Below are 18,149 nucleotides of genomic sequence, written 5' to 3'. Positions count from 1 at the left end.
GGGCTGGTCTGGTATCGCGGAGTAGCGTCGGCAGGGTGGAACCGGACCTGCTCGGCCCGCCGTACGAGCGGCAGACGATCGACCTCGGCCGGGACGAGGAGGGGCCGGTGGTGGCCACGCTGGTCCACCGCCGGGCGAGCCGGGCCAGCGACCGTGCCGTGCTCTACGTGCACGGGTTCGCCGACTACTTCTTCCAGACCCACCTGGCCAACTTCTTCGTCGAGAACGGCTGGCACTTCTACGCACTCGACCTGCGCAAACACGGGCGCAGCCTGCTGCCGCACCAGACGCCGAACTTCTGTCGCGACCTGACCGAGTACTTCCCCGAACTCGACGCGGCGGCCCGGATCATCCGCGAGACGGACGGCAACCGTACGTTGCTGGTCAACGGACACTCCACCGGCGGCCTGGTCACGGCGCTCTGGGCGCACGCCCGCCGATCCGCCGGCATCGTCGACGGGCTCTTCCTGAACAGCCCGTTCTTCGACCTCAACATGCCCTGGCTGGTCCGCCGGCCGGGCCTGGCGATGCTCGCCCGGGTCAGCCACCGGATGCCCTACCGGACCGTCCCCCGCCGGCTGTCCGCCGTGTACGGCCACAGCCTGCACACCGAGCACCGGGGCGAATGGAGCTACGACCTCGGCTGGAAGCCGGTGGCCGGTTTCCCGGTCCGGGTCGGCTGGCTCGCCGCGATCGGACGGGCGCAACGGCAACTGCGCGCCGGACTGGAGATCCCGGTGCCGGTCCTGGTCAGCATCTCGAACCGCACCTTCCGGGGACGGACCTGGGACGAGTCGGCGGCGCTGTCGGACGCCGTACTCGACGTCGAGCACATCGCCCGGTGGGCGCCGAAGCTGGGCCGGCACGTAACGCTGACCCGGTTCGACGGCGCCCTGCACGACCTCACCCTCTCCGGACCGGCCGTCCGTCGGCAGGTGTTCACCGAGCTCAACCGTTGGGCCTCGGCCTACGTCGTTTCGACCGACGCACCGGCGGACGCTCCGGCCAGTCCGTCGTCCCGCCGTCTCCCGACCGCTGCCGGGGCACCCGGTACGGACCCGGCTCCCGAGTCGGTCCACCCCGCCACCGACTCGGCTCAGGCTCGGGTTCGTCCTCCGGCTCCGGCCGGGGGCCGCTCTGCCATCGAGGCGTCGCCGGTCCCGGCTCCGGACGGGGCGCCGCCCGCCGCCGACCCGGCTCGGGCTCAGGCTCCCGTTCCGGCCCCGCGCCCCGCCAACGACCAAGCTCGGGCTCAGGCTCCCGCTCGGGACCCGCGCCTCGCCACCGACCCGGCTCAGACTCCCGCTCGGGACCCGCACTCCGCCACCGACCCGGCTCAGGCTCAGACTCCCGCTCGGGACCCGCGCCCCGCCAACGGCCGGGCTCACGGAACCGCTCCGGGTCCTCACGCGGGGTCTCCCGAACCCGCTCCGGACCCGCTCGACCGTCCCGGTCCCGGTCTCGGCCCCGATCCGGGTCCCGGTCCGGACTCTCCCAGCGATCCCGCTCCGGACCGGCCCGCTCCGGACCCGGCTCCTCCCACCGCTCCGGCTCCGGCTCGGACTCCGGCGTCGCCCGATACGGGGACCAGCCGCCCTGCCGCCACACCAACAGCTCGCGACTGAGCAGATTCTGGTCGCCCGCGAAGAAGATCCGGTCCACCGCCCGGCGTACCTTCTCCATGCCCGGCCGGGAGGCCGTACCAGTGACGATCACCACGTCCCTGGCCGGTACGCCGACGACCAGCTCGCCCGGCACGGAGCGTTCCAGGTCCTCCCAGACCTCGGCGGCGAGCAGGACGGTGGACTCCAGTCCGCCGAACGAGAGCATCGGCGCGGGTGGCTGCCCGTCGATCCGCAACCTCGGCAGGAGCCGGTAGAGGTTGTCGACCGCCACCTGCCGAAGCTCCGCCTGACTGACCTCAAGCTGGTCCAAGTCATCCCAGGTGACCAGGCGATTACCGTACGGCGGTCCGAACGAGTAGCCCACGTCGAGGTCCTGGGTGAAGTCTTCGAGCAGGTGACTCTCGCCGTACCTCGTGTCGTCGACCGACACCAGGAGCGGCAGAAACATTGTGCTCGTCAACTGCACGCTTCGAAACCTAGTATGTGCAGGCCAGATCGTCACGTCCTCGGCCGACCGATGTACCGGCAACGGTAGCCTGCTGAGGCACACGACCACGTCCCGCGCCCGTAGCTCAGCGGATAGAGCAGCTGCCTTCTAAGCAGTTGGTCGCAGGTTCGAATCCTGCCGGGCGCACCTCCTCCCCGGGTCCGAAACCGGCGCGGAATTGAAAATTCTGCCGAAACTTCGTCGCTGTACGCAAGCGAGACGCTACGCGATACTGAGGTCCCACCGTCGTTCGGAGGCGCTCGTGTCGTTCGCTGCGAGGTCGGAGCCGCACGGCTTGAGGTGGGACGAGGTGAGCCTGGGAGTTCTCCTCACCCAGGAGTACGACCGGCTCAAAGAGGAACAGAGCCACCGGATCAGCACCCGCGACAATCTCATGTACGCGACCCTCGTCTCGATCGCGGGCGTGGTGCTCGGGACGTTCCAGACCGGCAGTGTCAACCTTCTCCTGCTGCTGCCCCCGGTGTGTGTGGTGCTCGGCTGGACCTACCTCGTCAACGACGAGAAGATCTCGGCGATCGGGCACTACATCCGTACCGATCTCGGTCCCCGGCTGGGTGCCATGGTGGGCGCCGCCCAACCCGTGTTCGGCTGGGAGGGCAGCCACCGCTCCGATCGGCGCCGCCGCAGCCGGAAGCTGTTCCAACTGGCCATCGACCTGACGACGTTCTGCCTGCCCGGAATGATCGCCATCGTGATCCGCTGCGTTCGGGGCGACTTCTCGGTGCTGTCGGCGACGGCGGTGGCCGTGGAGATCGTCATGGTGCTGTTCCTGACCCAGCAGATCGCGGTCTACGCCGACCTGCGCCGCCACGGTGACGGGATTCCGCCCAGGGCTGAAGCCGTGCGCTGACAGCGTAAGCAGGCGATTTTTCCCGGTCGCCGTCACTACGTTGCTGACATGACTGACCTGCACACCCCCCAGGCGCGGGGCGGAGAACAGCCGCACGGCACCCTCGACGACTCGGTCTACAGCCGGCTGCTCAAGGAGCGCATCATCTTCCTCGGCAGCGAGGTCACCGACGAGGTGGCCAACCGGATCTGCGCCCAACTGCTGCTGCTCGCGGCCGAGGACCCGCAACGGGACGTCAGCCTCTGGATCAACTCGCCGGGCGGCTCGGTCTACGCCGGCATGGCGATCTACGACACCATGCAGTTCATCGACAACGACGTGTCCACTGTGGCCATGGGGATGGCCGGATCGATGGGACAGTTCCTGCTCTGCGCCGGAACGCCCGGCAAGCGGTACGCGCTGCCGCACGCGCGGATCATCATGCACCAGCCCTCCGGCGGCATGGGCGGTACGGCGGCCGACATCGCGATCCAGGCCGAGCAGATGCTGCACACCAAGCGGATGCTGCTGGAGATGATCGCCCAGCACACCGGGCAGACCTACGACCAGGTGGTGCGGGACGCCGACCGTGACCGTTGGTTCACCGCGACCGAGGCCAGGGACTACGGCTTCATCGACGCGGTGGTCAGCAACACCGGGCGGGTCGCCGAGGACGCCGGTACGCCCGGCTGAGCCCACCCGTCCCACCGCCCGCACACACGTAGACGCTCATGGATCGCGCGTGACAGCATTGTTCCGCGCATCTGGAGGTGGGCGTGCAGGTACGCGGCGTACGGGTGCAGGTGCTCGGTCCGGTACGCGGCTGGCGCGGCGGCCGGGAGCTCGACCTCGGTCCGGCGGGCCGGCGGGCCGTACTCGGCCTGCTCGTGCTGGCTCGCGGTCACCCGGTGCCGCGCACCGAACTCATCGACGCCCTCTGGGGCGAGCGACCACCGCCAAGCGCCGCGAACATCCTCCAGACGCACGTCAAGCACCTGCGCCGGCACCTCGAACCCGACCGGCGGGCGCACTCGCCGAGCGAGTTGCTGCCGGCGGTGGGCAGCGGCTACGCCCTGCGGCTCGCCGCTGACGGCGTGGACCTGGAAGAGTTCCGCGCGCTGGCCGACGCCGCGCGCTCCGCCGAGCGGGACGGCGACCCGCGGCGCGTCGCAACACTGTCCCGACAGGCACTCGCGCTGTGGCGGGGCGACCCGATGGCCGACGTACCGGTGCTCGCCGACCATCCGAGGGTGCTGGCTCTGACCGGGGAACGGCAGGCGATGCGGGCCCGGCTCTGCGCGGCGCTGCTCGACCTCGGTGCCGCCGCCGAGGCGCTGCCGACGGTGGCCGAGATGGCGGCCGGCCAGCCGCTCGACGAGGCCGTGCAGGCCCTGCTGATCCGGGCCTACCACGCGCTCGGGCGCCCGGGGCAGGCGTTCGCCGCCTATCGGGCGGCCCGGACCCGGCTCGCCGACGAACTCGGCGTCGATCCCGGTCCCGTGCTCGCGGCGGCCCACGCGGCGCTGCTGCGCGGTCCGGCACCGGACCGACCCGCTCCGGCCGGGGGCGGTGCACCGGCGACCGACCCGGACGGGGCCGACGGCGGGCCGCCCGGCACCGCCGCTGCTGCCGCTCCACCAGGAGCCGAGCTTCCGGACCTTGCCCGCCCGCCGGCACGAGTTCGGCCGGTTCCGGCGTCCGTGCCGAGACAGCTTCCGGCCGACGTGTACGGCTTCACCGGCCGCCGGGCCGAACTGCGCCGGCTCGACCAGTTGTTCGCCCCGGCCGCGCGAGCCGACCGGCCGCCCGCGCCGACCCCGTCCCCGCCCGGCCCGGCGGTGATCGTGGCGATCTGCGGTACCCCGGGCGTCGGCAAGACCGCGCTGGCGGTGCACTGGGCGCATCGGGCCCGGACCCGGTTCCCGGCCGGTCAGCTCTATCTCGACCTGCGCGGTCACGACGACGGCCAGCCGGTTCCCGCCGGGGACGCGCTGGCCCGGTTGCTCGGCGCGCTCGGCGTACCCGAGGACGACATCCCGACTGACCTCGACGAGCGGGCCGCCCGCTACCGGACCGAGCTGACCGACCGGCCGGTGTTGGTCGTCCTCGACAACGCGGCCTCGGTCGAACAGGTTCGCCCGCTGCTGCCCGGTGCCGCGCCGGGGATGACCGTGGTGACCAGTCGGAACAGCCTGGGCGGCCTGGTGGCCCTGCACGGTGCCCGCCGGCTGGCCCTGGAGCCGCTTCCACCGGCCGACACCGTCACCCTGCTCCGGCTGCTGATCGGTGCCCGGGCCGAGGCGGAACCACGGGCCGTGGCCGAGCTGGCCGAGCAGTGTGTCCACCTACCCCTCGCGCTGCGGGTCGCGGCGGAGTTGGCCGGCAACCGGCCGGACGACCGGCTCGCCGACCTGGTGGCGGAGCTGGCCGACCACGGCCGGCGGGTACGGCTGCTCGCGGCCGGGGACGACCCCCGGGCAGCGGTCCGGACGGTCTTCTCCTGGTCGTACCGGCAGCTCCGGGCCGCCGACGCCGTGACGTTCCGCCGGCTCGGGCTGCATCCGGGCGCCGACGTCGGGTTGTCGGCCGTGGCGGCGCTGACCGGGCTGACCGGAGAGCAGGCCGAGCAGGCGCTCGCCGTACTGGTCCGGGCGCATCTGGTCCAGCCGGTCGGCCGGTCCAGGTGGTCGATGCACGACCTGCTCCGGGCGTACGCGGCGGAGGTGTGCCGGGCGGCGGATCCGGAGCCGGAGCGTCGGGCGGCGCTGACCCGGCTGCTCGACCACTACCTGGGCACCGCCGCGGCGGCGATGGACGAGTTGTACCCGGCGGAACGGCACCACCGGCCGGCGGTTCCGCGCTCGGACCGGCCGGCACCGCCGCCGGCAGGCGTCGACGCTGGCGGGGAGCATGCCGCCGCCGCCCGGAAGGCGGCGCGCGACTGGCTGGACGGCGAGCGGTCGACTCTCGCGGCCGTCTGCGGGTACGCCGCCACGCAGGGCCGGCCGGCGTACGCGGTGCTGCTCTCCGACATCCTCTACCGATACCTGGAGAGCGGTCACCACCTGGACGCGCTGGAGATCCACACCTTCGCCCTGCACGCCGCCCGGCACGGCGCCGACGAGCGCGGACAGGCGCACGCGCTGACCAACCTGGGCGCGGTGCTCCGGTTGCAGGGCCGCTACCAGGAGTCGATCGAGCATCTCGAACGTGCCCTGGCGATGCACCGCCGGGGCGGCGACCGGTACGGCGAGGCGCGTACCCGGTCGAACCTCGGCATCGTCCACGAGCGCCTGGGCCGGCGCGAGCCGGCGGTCGAGCACCAGCGGCAGGCGCTCGACCTCTACCGTCGACTCGACGACCGGTACGGCGAGGCCGGTGCGCTGACCAACCTCGGCAACGTCTACAGCGAGTGGGAACGGTACGAGGAGGCGGCCGAGTACCTCGGGCTGTCGCGGGACCTGTTCCGCTCGCTCGGCGACCGGGTCGGCGAGGCGATCGGCCTGTGCAACCTGGGCGACGTGCAACGCGAGCTGGGCCGGTACGAGGAGGCCGGCACCGCCCTGCGGCGGGCGCTGGCGCTGTTCCGGGCGGCCGGTCACCGCGACGGTGAAGCCACCGCGCTGTCCAACCTGGGCCGGGTGCACACCTGGCTGGGCCGGTACGACCTGGCCGTCGAGGAGTTCGCCGAGGCGCTCGGCCGGTTCCAGGAGACCGGCCACCGGTACGGCGAGGCGAGTGTGCTGAACAACCTCGGCGACGTGCTGTACGCCGCCGGCCGTCCCGCCGACGCGGCCGGCCGGTACCGCGCGGCGCTGACGATCACGCTGGAGACCGGCGACCGGGACGAGCTGACCCGGGCGCACCGGGGACTCGCCCAGGCGGAGGCGACCGTGCACGCCGCACCGGGCGGGCAACCGGTGGACCGGTCCGCCGGTGCCGCCCCACTGGCTCCGGCGAGCTGACCGCCCCCGCACAGACATCGGCGGCCGAACGCGCCCCGACGTCGCCGAGCGGCAGGTCACCGATCACGACCGTCCCGACGGCGGGCGATATCTCGGTTGTCCCGTCCGGCCGCCGTGGCTAGCGTCGCGCCGTGCAGATCCGCGAGTTCGTGCCGGCCGACTGGCCGCAGGTGTGGCCGATCGTCCGGGACGTCGTACGGGCCGGGGAGACGTTCACCTACGATCCGCGGTTGACCGCCGAGCAGGCGTACGGCCTCTGGGTCGAGTCGGCGCCGGGGCTGACCGTGGTGGCCGTCGAGGAGAGCGCGACCGGCCCGAGCGGCGGCCGGCTGCTCGGCACGGCCAAGATGGGACCGAACCGGCCCGGTCCGGGCGGGCACGTCTCGACCGCCAGCTTCATGGTCGCCGCCGACGCCCGGGGACAGGGCACCGGGACCGCCCTCTGCCGGTACGCCCTGGACTGGGCGAAGCGGCAGGGATTCGCCGGCATGCAGTTCAACGCCGTGGCCGAGTCCAACCATCGGGCCGTGGCGCTCTACCAACGGCACGGGTTCGCCGTGGTCGGCACCGTTCCGGGCGCCTTCGCCCACCCGACCCTGGGCAGGGTCGGCCTGCACGTCATGTACCGCGAACTCTGACCCGGTTCGGAAACTCCACGCCGCCCGGGAAGTCCGCGCCGCCCGGGAACTCCACGCCGCCCGGGAAGTCCGCGTCGTGCGGGAAGTCCGCGCCGCCCTGCGGAACAGCGGCGAACGCCGGGGAACGGCGGAACGGCGGGGACCGGGGAGCGTGGCGGAGTTGACCGTACGGCGGGTTCCCGGGAGGGTGGTTCGATGACGGGCAGCGCCGACGAGGTACGCGACGGGGTCTCCCTGACCAACCTCGACCAGCCGCTCTTCGACGGGGCGGACGCGACCAAGCGGGACCTGGTGGACTATCTGGACCAGGTGCGTGAGCCACTGGTGGCCCAGTTGCGGGACCGGCCGCTCTCGGTGGTCCGGGTGCTGCGCGGCCAGAAACCCTTCATGCAGAAGAACGTCCCCCGCTACACGCCGTCCTGGATCTCCACGGTCTCGGTCTGGGCGGAGGCGTCCCGGCGCGAGGTGTCGTACGCCCTCTGCAACGACCGCCGGACCCTGCTGTGGTTCGGCAACCAGCGGGCGGTGGAATACCACCCGACGCTCACCACTGTGCAGCGGCGGGATCGGCCGAGCCACCTGGTGCTGGACCTCGACCCACCGGCCCCGGACACGTTCCCGCTGGTCGTGAGCGCTGCCGAACTCGTCCGGCAGGTACTGGTCGAGGCGGGTCTGACCGGGGTGGTGAAGACCAGCGGGGCGAAGGGCGTGCACGTCTTCGTACCGGTCGACGACAGCGTGCCGATCGAGGACGTCGCCGCCGCGACCCGGGCGCTGGCCGCCAGGGCGGAACGGCTCGATCCGGCGCTGGCGACCACGGCGTTCATCCGGGAGGACCGGGGCGGGCGGGTCTTCGTCGACTCGACCCGGTCCGGCGGCGCGACGGTGGTCTCGGCGTACAGTCCGCGGCTCCGGCCGGGGGTGCCGGTGTCGTTCCCGCTGGACTGGGCGGAGTTGGACCAGGTCACCCCGGCGGACTTTACCCTGCGTACGGTGCCGGGCCTGCTGAACGGGCGTGATCCGTGGACCGAGCGGATGCCCGGCCCGCAGCGGCTGCCGGCCGACCTGGTGGCGGAGGGGCACACCATCCCGATCGCCCGGGTGCAGGCGATGCACGAGGGCAAGCGCCGGGCCCGCGCCCGCCGGGCCGCCGAGGCGGACTGAGCGCCGGCCCGGTCAGGCCGGTGCGTAGTACGAGGCGACGGCGGGCTGGCCGGTGTAGTTGGGACCGGCGCGGTCGTCTGCGCCGAGATAGCGGTACGGCAAGGAGAGCGCGACCGGCCCGACCCGGCTGATCCGCCGTCGGCGCGGGTCGACGGCGAACCCGGCCGACCGCAGCAGACCGCCAAGCCGACGGCCGGCGGCCCGCCCGTCGGGCAGTCGTACGCTGCGCAGGTCGAGGTCGGCCACGAACCGGCCGTCGTCGGGCGAGCCAGCCGGCGATCCGGGCGAGCAGGCCGAGCTTGTCGCCGACGTAGTGCAGCCCGTGTACGCAGGTGATCAGGTCGTACCGGCGCGGTGGTGTCCAGGCGCCGACCGGGGCGCAGACCAGCTCCGGTGCGCTGTCGCCGGTCGGGCTCCGGTCGAAGTAGTCGACCAGGTCGACGCCGGTGACCGTCACCCGGTCGGCCAGGCCGAGCCGGTGCAGCCGGTGCGTGGCCTGGAACAGCGCCCGGCCGGTGCCGCAGCACAGGTCGAGCCAGCCCACCGTCGGGCCGTCGGTCGCGGGGGCGTCGCCGGACCCGACCCGGGCGACCAGCCAGTCCAGCGGGTTGAACCCGAGTTCCCGGGCGTAGCTGTTCACGCCGTCGAGCTGCCGTTCCCGGTTCATCGCCGAGTTCGCCACCACGGCCGACGAGGCCAGCGCCTCGTCGTCGAGTAGTCCCTCGCCGTCGAGTGGTGCCTCGCCGTCGAGTGGTCCGCCCATGACGGGACACTCTCGCAGAGCGCGGCGTCGCCCGACCGCCGGCCCCGGTGCGGGAGTCAGCGGGGGTGCTGGCGCCAGGCACTGGCGGGCCGCGTTGGTGCGCTCTCCGGAGCGCGGCTGGTCGACGCGCTGCGTACCCTCGCGGCGACAGCCGACCCCGCCGGAGCCCCGGCGGGCGCCCCGACCACGACGGACTGACCGGGGCCCGGCCGAGGCCGCCCCGGCGGGTTGCCGGCGGACCAGGTCCGCCGACAACCCGCCCTCCCTCGCGCGGCCCGTCGCGCTTCGATAACGACTGACTGACCTCGGGTACGGAGCCGGCTCAGCTCAGCGTGCACGCCGTCCCGTTGAGGGCGACCGCGGCCGGTCTACCGGTGTTGCCGGTGTGGCTGGCCTGGAAGCCGATCCCGACCGAGGCGTTCGGGGCGATGGTGCCGTTGTAGCTGGCGTTGCGTGCGGTCACCGCTCCGCTGGTCGGGCTGTAGGACGCGTTCCAGCCCGAGGTGATGGTCTGCCCGGCGGGCAGGGTGAAGGAGAGCGTCCAGCCGTTGACGGCGGCGCTGCCCCGGTTGGTGATGGTGATCGCGGCGGTCAGCCCGGAGTTCCAGGCGTTCACCGTGTAGCTGACCGCGCAGCCACCGGTCGGCGGCTGGGTCGGCGGCGGCGTCGTGGCGGGCGGCGTCGTGGGAGGTGGCCCGGTCGGGGTCCTGGTCGGCGTCGGCGTGGCGGTGGGTGGGGTGCTGCTGTCCAGCCCGAAGAACCGGATCGCCTCGGCCGCGTTCACCGGCAGGTTGTGCGACACCCCCTGCATGCTGATCGCCTCGACCGGCGCCTGTGGACCACTGCTGCCGTACCGGGTGCGGGTGTAGCCGGACTGCGGCGTGTCGGTGGAGGTCGGCGTCTGGCTCAACCCGTGCACGTTGGTCCACTGCTTGATCTCTTCACCGAAGTTCGGGTAACGCAGCGTCTCGTCGTTCGTGCCGTGCCACAACTGCATTCGGGGCCGGGCGCCGCTGTAGCCGGGGTACGCGCCCCGGACCAGGTCACCCCACTGCTGCGCGGTACGGATGAGCTGGCCGTTGGCACACTCGCTGTTCCAGGTGGAGCCGCCGGTGGTGGCGAAGCAACTGTGCGGTACGCCGGCGAACGCGGCCCCGGCGGTGAAGACGTCCGGATAGTTGCCGAGCAGTACGTTGGTCATCATCGCGCCCGAGGAGGTGCCGGTGGCGAAGACCTGCCCGGTGGTGTAGCGCTGCTGGACGTAGCGGACCATCGACAGGATCGATACGGGGTCGCTGCCGCCGTCGCGTCGCAGCGCCTGCTGGGAGTAGACGTCGAAGCACTGGCCGCTGCGGGTCGCCGAGGGGTAGATGACGATGTAGCCGTACCGGTCGGCCAGCGAGGCGAACTGGGTGCCGGAGTAGAACGCCGGGCCGGTGCCGGTGCAGTAGTGCACCGCGACCACGATCGCGGGACGTGCCGCCAACCGGTCCGGCACGTAGAGGTGCATCCGCAGGTTGCTGGGGTTGGTGCCGAAGTTGGTCACCTCGGTCAGCGACGCCGCCGAGGCCGGCGTGGCCACCGTCAGGCTGACCAGGCCCGCGGCCAGCACCACCGCGCTTCCCGCGACGACGAGCGCGCGTACGAGTCGTCCCATCCTGATCCTCTCTCGACCCGGCGAGGCACCATCGCGGACGGACGGTCCGGGACGTCCTGCCAGTTGAAACATCCCAAAGTATCGATGGGAATGTTTCACCGCACAAGACATAGACGGACATGAGTTCGTAACGACGGCGTGCGACCGGTGCGGATCCCGGGGCCCGGGCGCTGGCGGATTCACCGGTCTGGGCTGGCCGCCGACCGCCGGGTGGAGCGGGCGACCTCAGCGCCGCGACGGTGCGGCGGTACTCTCCCGTACGACGAGTTCGGTGGCCAGCTCGACCCGGTGCTGGTCCAGGGACTGACCGGCGGCGAGATCGATGATCATCCGCGCGGCGGTCACCCCCATCTGCTCCAGCGGCTGCCGGACGGTGGTCATCGGCGGGCCCGACCAGCGGGTGAAGGACAGGTCGTCGAAGCCGACCACGCTCAGCTCGTCCGGGATGCGTACCCCGGCCCGCCGGGCCGCCTCGTAGACCCCGAGCGCCTGGAGGTCGTTGGCGGTGAAGATCGCGGTGGGCGGGTCCGGCAGCGCCAGCAGCTCCCGGCCGTCGGCCAGGCCGCCCTCGACGTACAGGGTGCTGATCCGGACCAGTTCGGGATCCACCGGTACGCCCGCGGCGTCCATCGCCGCCCGGTAGCCGTCGAGCCGGGCCCGGCAGCACGGCCACTGGGTCGGCCCGCTCAACATGGCGATCCGCCGGTGTCCCAGGTCGAGAAGGTGCCGGGTGGCGGCAAGTCCCCCGTTCCAGTTCGTCGCCCCGACCGACGGGGTCTGGTGCAGCGGTTCACCCGTCGGATCCAGCACCACCAGCGGAATCGACCGGGTGGCGAGCTGCGACTGCTGGGCGACGGTCAGCTCGGAGAAGACCGCGATCACCCCGGTCGGTCGCCGGGTGAGTACCTGCTCGGTCCAGGCCCGACCCGGCGTCAGCCGCCCCTGCATCTCGGTGAGTACGACGGCGAGGTCGTGCTCCCGGGCCACCTTCTCGACCCCTCGGATGATCTCCAGCGCCCAGAGGCTCTCCAGCGCGTGGAAGACCAGCTCCACGATGGCGACGGAGGTCGAGCCGCCCGGCCGGCGGTAGCCGTGCTCCCGGAGGATCTCCTCGACCCGCTGCCGGGTCTCCAGCGCGACCCCGGTCTGTCCGTTGATGACCCGGGACACCGTCGGCGCGGAGACCCCGGCCAGCCGGGCGATCTTGGCGACGGTGAGCACCCTGCCACGCCCGCTCCGGGCCGCCTGCGGGTTGGTGCCGGTCATCGCCGCAGCCTACGCGAACATCGACCGACGGCACCGTCCCGACCTCCGGCCCGGATCACCGGCCGGCCGGTAACGCCAGCCGGTCAAAGCGGATCACCGGCCGGCCGGTGGCGCCAGCCGGTCGAACCAGTCCCGGGCCGCCGCCACCCCGCCGCCGTCGCCGAGCGCCACCATCAGCGCGACCCAAGCCTTGCCGGCGGCCAGCCCCCGGGCTCCGATCGCACCGACCCGGGCGGCCAGCCCGGCCGGCGGCGGCAACTCCGCCAGGCCACCCGTTCCGGTACGACACCGCGAGGCGACCACCACGGGAACGTCCCACTCGATCAGCTCACCGATCGCAGCGAACAGGCTGGCCGGCACGTTGCCCGGCCCGGTCCCCTCCAGCACCACGCCCCGGGCACCCGCGTCGACGACGGTGCCGAGCAGCCCGGCGTCCATCCCCGGCCAGGTCTTCAGCAGCACCACCGCCAACTCCGGCTCGCCGTACGCCTCGGGTGGCCGGGGCGGTGCGACGCCCACCGGCTCGACCCGGTCGCCGACGACCCGGCCGAGCGGCGCGAACGGCGCCGACGAGAACGCCCGGACCGTGGTGGCGTCGACCATGGACACCCAGCGCGCGGCGTGCACCTCGTCGTCCACGCAGACCACCGCACCCGCCCCGCGCAGCAGCGGATCCGTCGCGGCGGCGATCGACGACGCCAGGTTGCGCGGACCGTCGGTGGAGAGTTCGTCCAGGTGTCGCTGCGCGCCGGTGAAGACGATGGCGCCGCGTCGGGCGGCCGGGCCGGCCACCAGGTCGGCGAGGTAGGCGCTCTCCTCCAGCGTGTCGGTGCCGTGGCTGACCACCACGCCGTCGAACCCGTCGGCGAGCAGGGCGGTCCGGGCCCGCCGGGCCAGCCCGAGCATCGTGGCCGGGGTGCTGTCCCAGCTCGGTTCGGCCAGCACGTCCTCGACCACCACCTCGGCGGTGAGCCGGTCCGGCGGAACCGTGGCGAGCAGTTCCGCGCCGGACGCGACACCCTCGCCGCCCGGCCTGGTCGAGTAGGCGATGGTGTCCTTGGTCGCGAGCAGCAGTACCCGGTTGCCCATCTGGGTTTTCCTCCGGTCGGCCACCTGCGCCGCCGGCCGGCCTGCGGGATCGTGGCGACTCCCGGGACGGCCGGTCAGGGCAGGTCGGTCAGTAACGGCAAGGCGAGCAGCAGGAGGAAGATCGCCGTGGCGGCGACCGTCGGCACAAGCCTGGACATCGGGGCGACCGGGTCAGTCCGTACCGGTGCCGCCGACCCGCTCCTCCAGCCGGTCGAGCCGCGCGACGACCGGCTGGAGCTCGCGGCGGATCGCGGCGGAGAGCAGTGCGGCGATCTCGGGCGAGGGTCCGGCGGCGCCCGCCGACTCCGCCTGCGGCGGGGTCTGGGCCCGCAGGTGTACGTAGCCGGCCAGTGCCGCGACCACGGCCCGGCGGGTCAGCCGCAGCTCGGCACCGAGCGACCGGAGGAGCTGGCCGCCGACACCGTCCGGCTCGGCGATCAGCCCGAGCAGCAGGTGCTCGCAGCCGACGTAGTTGTGCCCGAGCGCGGTCGCCTCGGTGACGGCCAACTCCAGGGCGTTCGCCGCCGGTCCGGTGAAGCGCAGGACGTCGTCCGGCTCGACGCCCGGCTCGGCGGTCGGCTGGCCGGCGAGATCCCGGAGCACCCGCTCCGGCTCGATCTCCTCCGCCCGCAGCACGTGCAGGGCCAGGTTGGTCCCCTCGGCCAGCATCCCGGCGAGCAGGTGCGCGGTGCCGACCGCCGCCGAGCCGTCGTCCCGGGACCGGTCGACCGCCAGCAGCACCACCGCCCGGGCCCGGGGCGTGAAGTGCGGCAGCCGGGCGGCCAGGTCGGCGTCGTCGAGGTCGCCGAGGGCGGTCTCCCGGATCGCGCTGACCCGGCGTACGGCCTGTTCGAGGGCGCGTTGGCAGACGGCCGAGACCGGGATGCCAGCAACCCGCACCGCCTCGGCCAACTCGTCGGGCAGATAGACGTTGATCTTCGGCATCACTGACTCCCCGGATGTCGGTGGCGTGACACCCCCACTATAACCCCGATGGGGTTATCGGCTACCCCCATACTTCGACCGCAGGTCCGCCTCGTCGTCGGCGACCGGGCCACCCAGCTCGCCGGTCCCGTACGGGTCGAGCACCTCCAGCACCCGCCGACCCCAGCGCTCGTGCGCGGCCTGCCGGCTGACCCCGGCCGCCCTGGCGATCAACTCCCAGGTCACCCCCCAGCGACGCAGCCCCAGCACGCTGGCGAACGCGTCGACGCCGGAGGCCAGCAGGATCCGGAAGTGCAGCAACTGCGCCGCGACCTCCCGTTGCCGTCCGGCCGGCCCCTCCTGCTCGGCCGTCCACTCCGGACTGCCGGGCAGTGGGCGACCGCCGAGCAGCAGGTCGGCCTGCCGACTCGCCTCGTTGACGGCGGCGTCGGCGGACGCCGTGGCAGCTCCGGTCACGTCGACGGTGAGCGCGGTCTCCAGAAATCTGTCCATGCCGTCAGGTTAGCCTTGACAAGATTTTGCCGTCAAGGCTGTCTTGACGGAGCAGTGGGTACGCATGCCACGGTGCGGCGTGCGGAGGACGGTCGTCCGAGGGTTTATCCGGCGACCGCCGGGGTGGAGGTGCGCTAGTCTCGACGGATCGATCCGCCGACCGAGCGGTGCCGGCGGACGACACCGGTCCAGGGGTCGGCACCACGACGAGCCGGCGCCACGGCCACGATCCAAGGTCGACGGAGTGATACGGATGGCGACGGCAGGGCGGCGAGCTAGCCACGCCGAGCTGGGGAACGAGGACAGCGTCCTCGCCTGACCCCCTCGGCCCGGCTCGGCGTACGCCTTCTCGGCCCCGACCATCCACTCCGCGCGAGCGCCTCCGGGCGGACAACCGCGAGGAACCCGTACGACTTCCGCGCACCCCCGTCGAAGGGCTGCCCGCAAGCACGCCGGGCTCCGGTACGCCTCGCCACCGACCCGAACAGGGCCTCCTCTGATGCGATCCACCGATATCCGCCGGACCTTCCTCGACTACTTCACCGCACGCGGCCACACCCCGGTACCCTCCGGTCCACTGATCCCGGACGATCCGGGACTGCTGCTCACCATCGCCGGGATGGGCCAGTTCAAGCCCTACTACCTCGGCGAGTCCCGGCCGCCCGCGCCCCGGCTGACCACCGTGCAGAAGTGCGTACGCACCAACGACATCGAGAACGTGGGCCGGACTGCCCGGCACGCGACGTTCTTCGAGATGCTCGGCAACTTCTCCTTCGGCGACTACTTCAAGGCGGACGCCGTCGCGTACGCCTGGGAGCTGCTGACCCGGCACTACCAGCTCGACCCGGACCGACTGTGGATCACCGTGTTCACGGACGACGACGAGGCGGTCGAGCTGTGGCGCCGGACCGGGGTGCGGGACTCCCGGATCCAGCGCCTCGGCCGGGCCGACAACTACTGGTCGATGGGGGTACCCGGGCCGTCCGGACCGTCCTCCGAACTCTGCTACGACCGGGGTCCGGCGTTCGGCGCCGAGGGCGGTCCGGCGGTGGACGGCGAACGCTACGTCGAACTGTGGAACCTGGTGTTCATGCAGCACCTCCGGGGCGAGGGCGACGGGAAGGAGGACTTCCCGATCCTCGGCGACCTGCCGACCCGCAACATCGACACCGGGCTCGGCCTGGACCGGCTCGCCATGGTCCTCCAGGACGTCGAGACGATCTGCCAGACCGACCTGCTCGCCCCCACCCTGGCGCTGGTGCAGGAGTTGGCCGGGCGCCCGTTCCCCGGCCGGGACGGCAGCCCGGAGTCGGTCTCGTTCCAGGTGGTCACCGAGCACGCCCGGACCGCCGCGTTCCTGATCGCGGACGGCGTACTGCCCGGGAACGAGGGGCGGGGCTACGTGCTGCGCCGGATCCTGCGCCGGGCGATCCGGCACGCCCGGACGCTGGGCATCGACGCGCCGGTGCTGGGTGCGGTGACCGGCAGCGTACTGGCGAACCTCGGCGACGCGTGGCCGGAACTCACCGCGCAACGCGAGCTGGTCGAGGCGGTCACCGCACACGAGGAGGAAACCTTCGGCGGTACCCTCCGGCACGGCGGCCGGCTGCTCGACGCGGCGATCGGCCGGGCCCGCGCGACAGGATCCGGCCGGCTTCCCGGCGAGACCGCGTTCGAACTGCACGACACGTACGGATTCCCGATCGACCTCACCGTCGAGGCGGCGCGGGCGGCCGGGCTCGACGTCGACCGGGACCGCTACGCGACCCTGCTCGACGAGCAACGTCGCCGGGCCCGGGGCGGTGACCGGGGCCGGAACGCGACGGCGCTGCGCCGGACCGAGACGTATCGGGACCTGCTGACCCGGCACGGCCGGACCGAGTTCGTCGGCTACACCGACCAACGGGCCGAGACCGAGCTGCTCGCGGTGCTGCGGGACGGCCGGCCGGTGGACTCGGCCGGCGAGGACGACCGGGTCGAGCTGGTGCTGCGGCACAGCCCGTTCTACGCCGAGTCCGGCGGCCAGGTCGGCGACGGCGGGCGGGTCCGCACCGCCGACGGCACGCTCGTCGAGATCACCGACACCCGGTACGGGCTGACCGGCCTGCACGTGCACGAGGGTCGCGTCGGGCACGGCGAACTGCGGCCCGGCACGCGGGTCAGCGCCGAGGTCGACGGTGCGCGCCGGGCGGCGACCGAGCGGTCCCACTCGGCGACGCACGTACTGCACGCGATGCTGCGCCGGGTGCTGGGCGAACACGCCCGGCAGCAGGGCTCGCTGGTCGCGCCCGGTCGGCTGCGGTTCGACTTCGCGCACTTCGCGCCGGTCGACGAGACCGGACTCGACACCATCGGCACGCTTGTCAACGACTACCTGCTCGACGACCCGGAGGTACGGGTCTGGCAGGCGAGCCGGGCCGAGGCGGAGGCGGCCGGCGCCACCGCGTTCTTCGGCGACCGGTACGACGAACAGGTCCGGATCGTCGACATCGGCGACGCCTCCCGCGAGCTGTGCGGTGGTACACACGTCGGCCACGGCACCCAGGCCGGCCCGGTACGCCTCCTCGGCGAGTCCTCCGTCGGTGCCGGCGTACGCCGGATCGAGGCCCTCACCGGCCGGGACGCCCTCCGGTACGCCGACACCGAACGGCGGCTGCTCGCCGAGGTCGGCCGGCTGGTCGGCGCCCGCCCCGACGACCTGCTGTCCACCCTGGCCAAGCGACTCGGCGCGCTCGGCGAGGCCGAGGCGGCACTGCGCCGGCACCGGCAGGCCGAACTCGACTCGATCGTCGACACGCTGCTCGGACAGCGCCGGGCGATCGGCTCCGGCTGGCTGGTCAGCGCGCTGCGCGACGACCTGACCCCGGCCGAACTGCGGACCGTGGCCGGCGGCGTACTGGCCCGGGGTCCGGCCGGCGCGCCGACGGTGGTGCTGCTGGCCACCTCGGACGGCGGGCGGGCGCAGCTCGTCGCCGGGCTGGACCGGACCCTGCTGGACCGGGGCGGTCAGGCCCGTGACCTGCTCACCGAGGCGGGCCGGCTGATCGGCGGCGGTGCCGGCGGGACCGGTGGCCTGGCCAACGCGGGCGGCCGGCGGGCGGACCGGATCGGCGAGGCGCTGTCCCGGGCCGAGGCGGCGGCCGGCGACCTGCTCACCCGGCACCCCGGTTAGCGGTACGCAGCGGTCCCTTCCGGTCGTGCCCCGGAC

The 18,149-nt window shown here is 73.1% G+C and carries 12 protein-coding genes, 1 tRNA gene and 1 pseudogene; 8 read left to right on the top strand and 6 right to left on the bottom strand.

Annotation, left to right across the window (positions count from 1 at the left end; genetic code table 11):
- Positions 1 to 35: 35 nt before the first annotated feature.
- The 7 genes and pseudogenes from Pen02_RS42190 to Pen02_RS34030 form a co-directional block, all read left to right on the top strand.
- Positions 36 to 1,067: pseudogene (locus Pen02_RS42190) on the top strand (alpha/beta hydrolase); the annotation flags it as partial.
- A 1,119-nt stretch (positions 1,068 to 2,186) separates the two neighbouring features.
- Positions 2,187 to 2,259, top strand: a tRNA-Arg gene (locus Pen02_RS34055).
- A gap of 163 nt (positions 2,260 to 2,422) precedes the next feature.
- Positions 2,423 to 2,983 (top strand): hypothetical protein, encoded by a 561-nt coding sequence (locus Pen02_RS34050; protein WP_203870283.1) that lies wholly within the window; start codon positions 2,423 to 2,425, stop codon positions 2,981 to 2,983.
- Positions 2,984 to 3,031: 48 nt separating this feature from the next.
- Positions 3,032 to 3,655 carry an ATP-dependent Clp protease proteolytic subunit gene (locus Pen02_RS34045; protein ID WP_203870282.1) on the top strand — a complete coding sequence of 208 codons (624 nt, stop codon included), beginning with the start codon at positions 3,032 to 3,034 and terminating at the stop codon, positions 3,653 to 3,655.
- Positions 3,656 to 3,738: 83 nt separating this feature from the next.
- The gene (locus Pen02_RS34040) at positions 3,739 to 6,927 is read left to right on the top strand and encodes an AfsR/SARP family transcriptional regulator (RefSeq protein ID WP_239141750.1); all 3,189 of its coding nucleotides are present in this window, start codon (positions 3,739 to 3,741) and stop codon (positions 6,925 to 6,927) included.
- A 131-nt stretch (positions 6,928 to 7,058) separates the two neighbouring features.
- Positions 7,059 to 7,565, top strand: coding sequence for a GNAT family N-acetyltransferase (locus tag Pen02_RS34035; protein WP_203870281.1), 507 nt, complete (start codon positions 7,059 to 7,061; stop codon positions 7,563 to 7,565).
- Positions 7,566 to 7,760: 195 nt separating this feature from the next.
- On the top strand, positions 7,761 to 8,729 hold the full coding sequence (locus tag Pen02_RS34030; RefSeq protein WP_203870280.1) for a DNA polymerase domain-containing protein: 969 nt from the start codon (positions 7,761 to 7,763) through the stop codon (positions 8,727 to 8,729).
- A gap of 12 nt (positions 8,730 to 8,741) precedes the next feature.
- On the opposite strand, the gene Pen02_RS42185 is transcribed toward Pen02_RS34030, so the two are convergent.
- From Pen02_RS42185 to Pen02_RS34000, 6 genes are all read right to left on the bottom strand, one after another.
- A complete protein-coding gene (locus Pen02_RS42185) occupies positions 8,742 to 8,975 on the bottom strand; it encodes a hypothetical protein (RefSeq protein ID WP_239141749.1) in 234 nt (77 codons plus the stop codon).
- A gap of 839 nt (positions 8,976 to 9,814) precedes the next feature.
- Positions 9,815 to 11,149, bottom strand: a complete 1,335-nt coding sequence (locus Pen02_RS34020) for an extracellular catalytic domain type 1 short-chain-length polyhydroxyalkanoate depolymerase (RefSeq protein WP_203870279.1) — start codon at positions 11,147 to 11,149, stop codon at positions 9,815 to 9,817.
- A gap of 225 nt (positions 11,150 to 11,374) precedes the next feature.
- Positions 11,375 to 12,415 carry a LacI family DNA-binding transcriptional regulator gene (locus Pen02_RS34015; RefSeq protein ID WP_203870278.1) on the bottom strand — a complete coding sequence of 347 codons (1,041 nt, stop codon included), beginning with the start codon at positions 12,413 to 12,415 and terminating at the stop codon, positions 11,375 to 11,377.
- A 93-nt stretch (positions 12,416 to 12,508) separates the two neighbouring features.
- Complete coding sequence (locus Pen02_RS34010; RefSeq protein ID WP_203870277.1) at positions 12,509 to 13,504, bottom strand: asparaginase; 996 nt, start codon at positions 13,502 to 13,504, stop codon at positions 12,509 to 12,511.
- Between the two features lie 171 nt (positions 13,505 to 13,675).
- Positions 13,676 to 14,449, bottom strand: a complete 774-nt coding sequence (locus Pen02_RS34005) for a Clp protease N-terminal domain-containing protein (protein WP_203870276.1) — start codon at positions 14,447 to 14,449, stop codon at positions 13,676 to 13,678.
- Between the two features lie 54 nt (positions 14,450 to 14,503).
- Entirely contained in the window at positions 14,504 to 14,941 is a 438-nt protein-coding gene (locus Pen02_RS34000) for a hypothetical protein (RefSeq protein WP_203870275.1), read from the bottom strand.
- Positions 14,942 to 15,440: 499 nt separating this feature from the next.
- Here Pen02_RS34000 and alaS point away from each other — a divergent pair, with 499 nt between their 5' ends.
- The gene (alaS, locus tag Pen02_RS33995) at positions 15,441 to 18,113 is read left to right on the top strand and encodes an alanine--tRNA ligase (protein WP_203870274.1); all 2,673 of its coding nucleotides are present in this window, start codon (positions 15,441 to 15,443) and stop codon (positions 18,111 to 18,113) included.
- Positions 18,114 to 18,149: the final 36 nt, after the last annotated feature.

Source organism: Plantactinospora endophytica (assembly GCF_016862915.1).
Lineage (GTDB): Bacteria > Actinomycetota > Actinomycetes > Mycobacteriales > Micromonosporaceae > Plantactinospora > Plantactinospora endophytica.
This window is presented reverse-complemented; position numbering and strand designations above follow the sequence as displayed.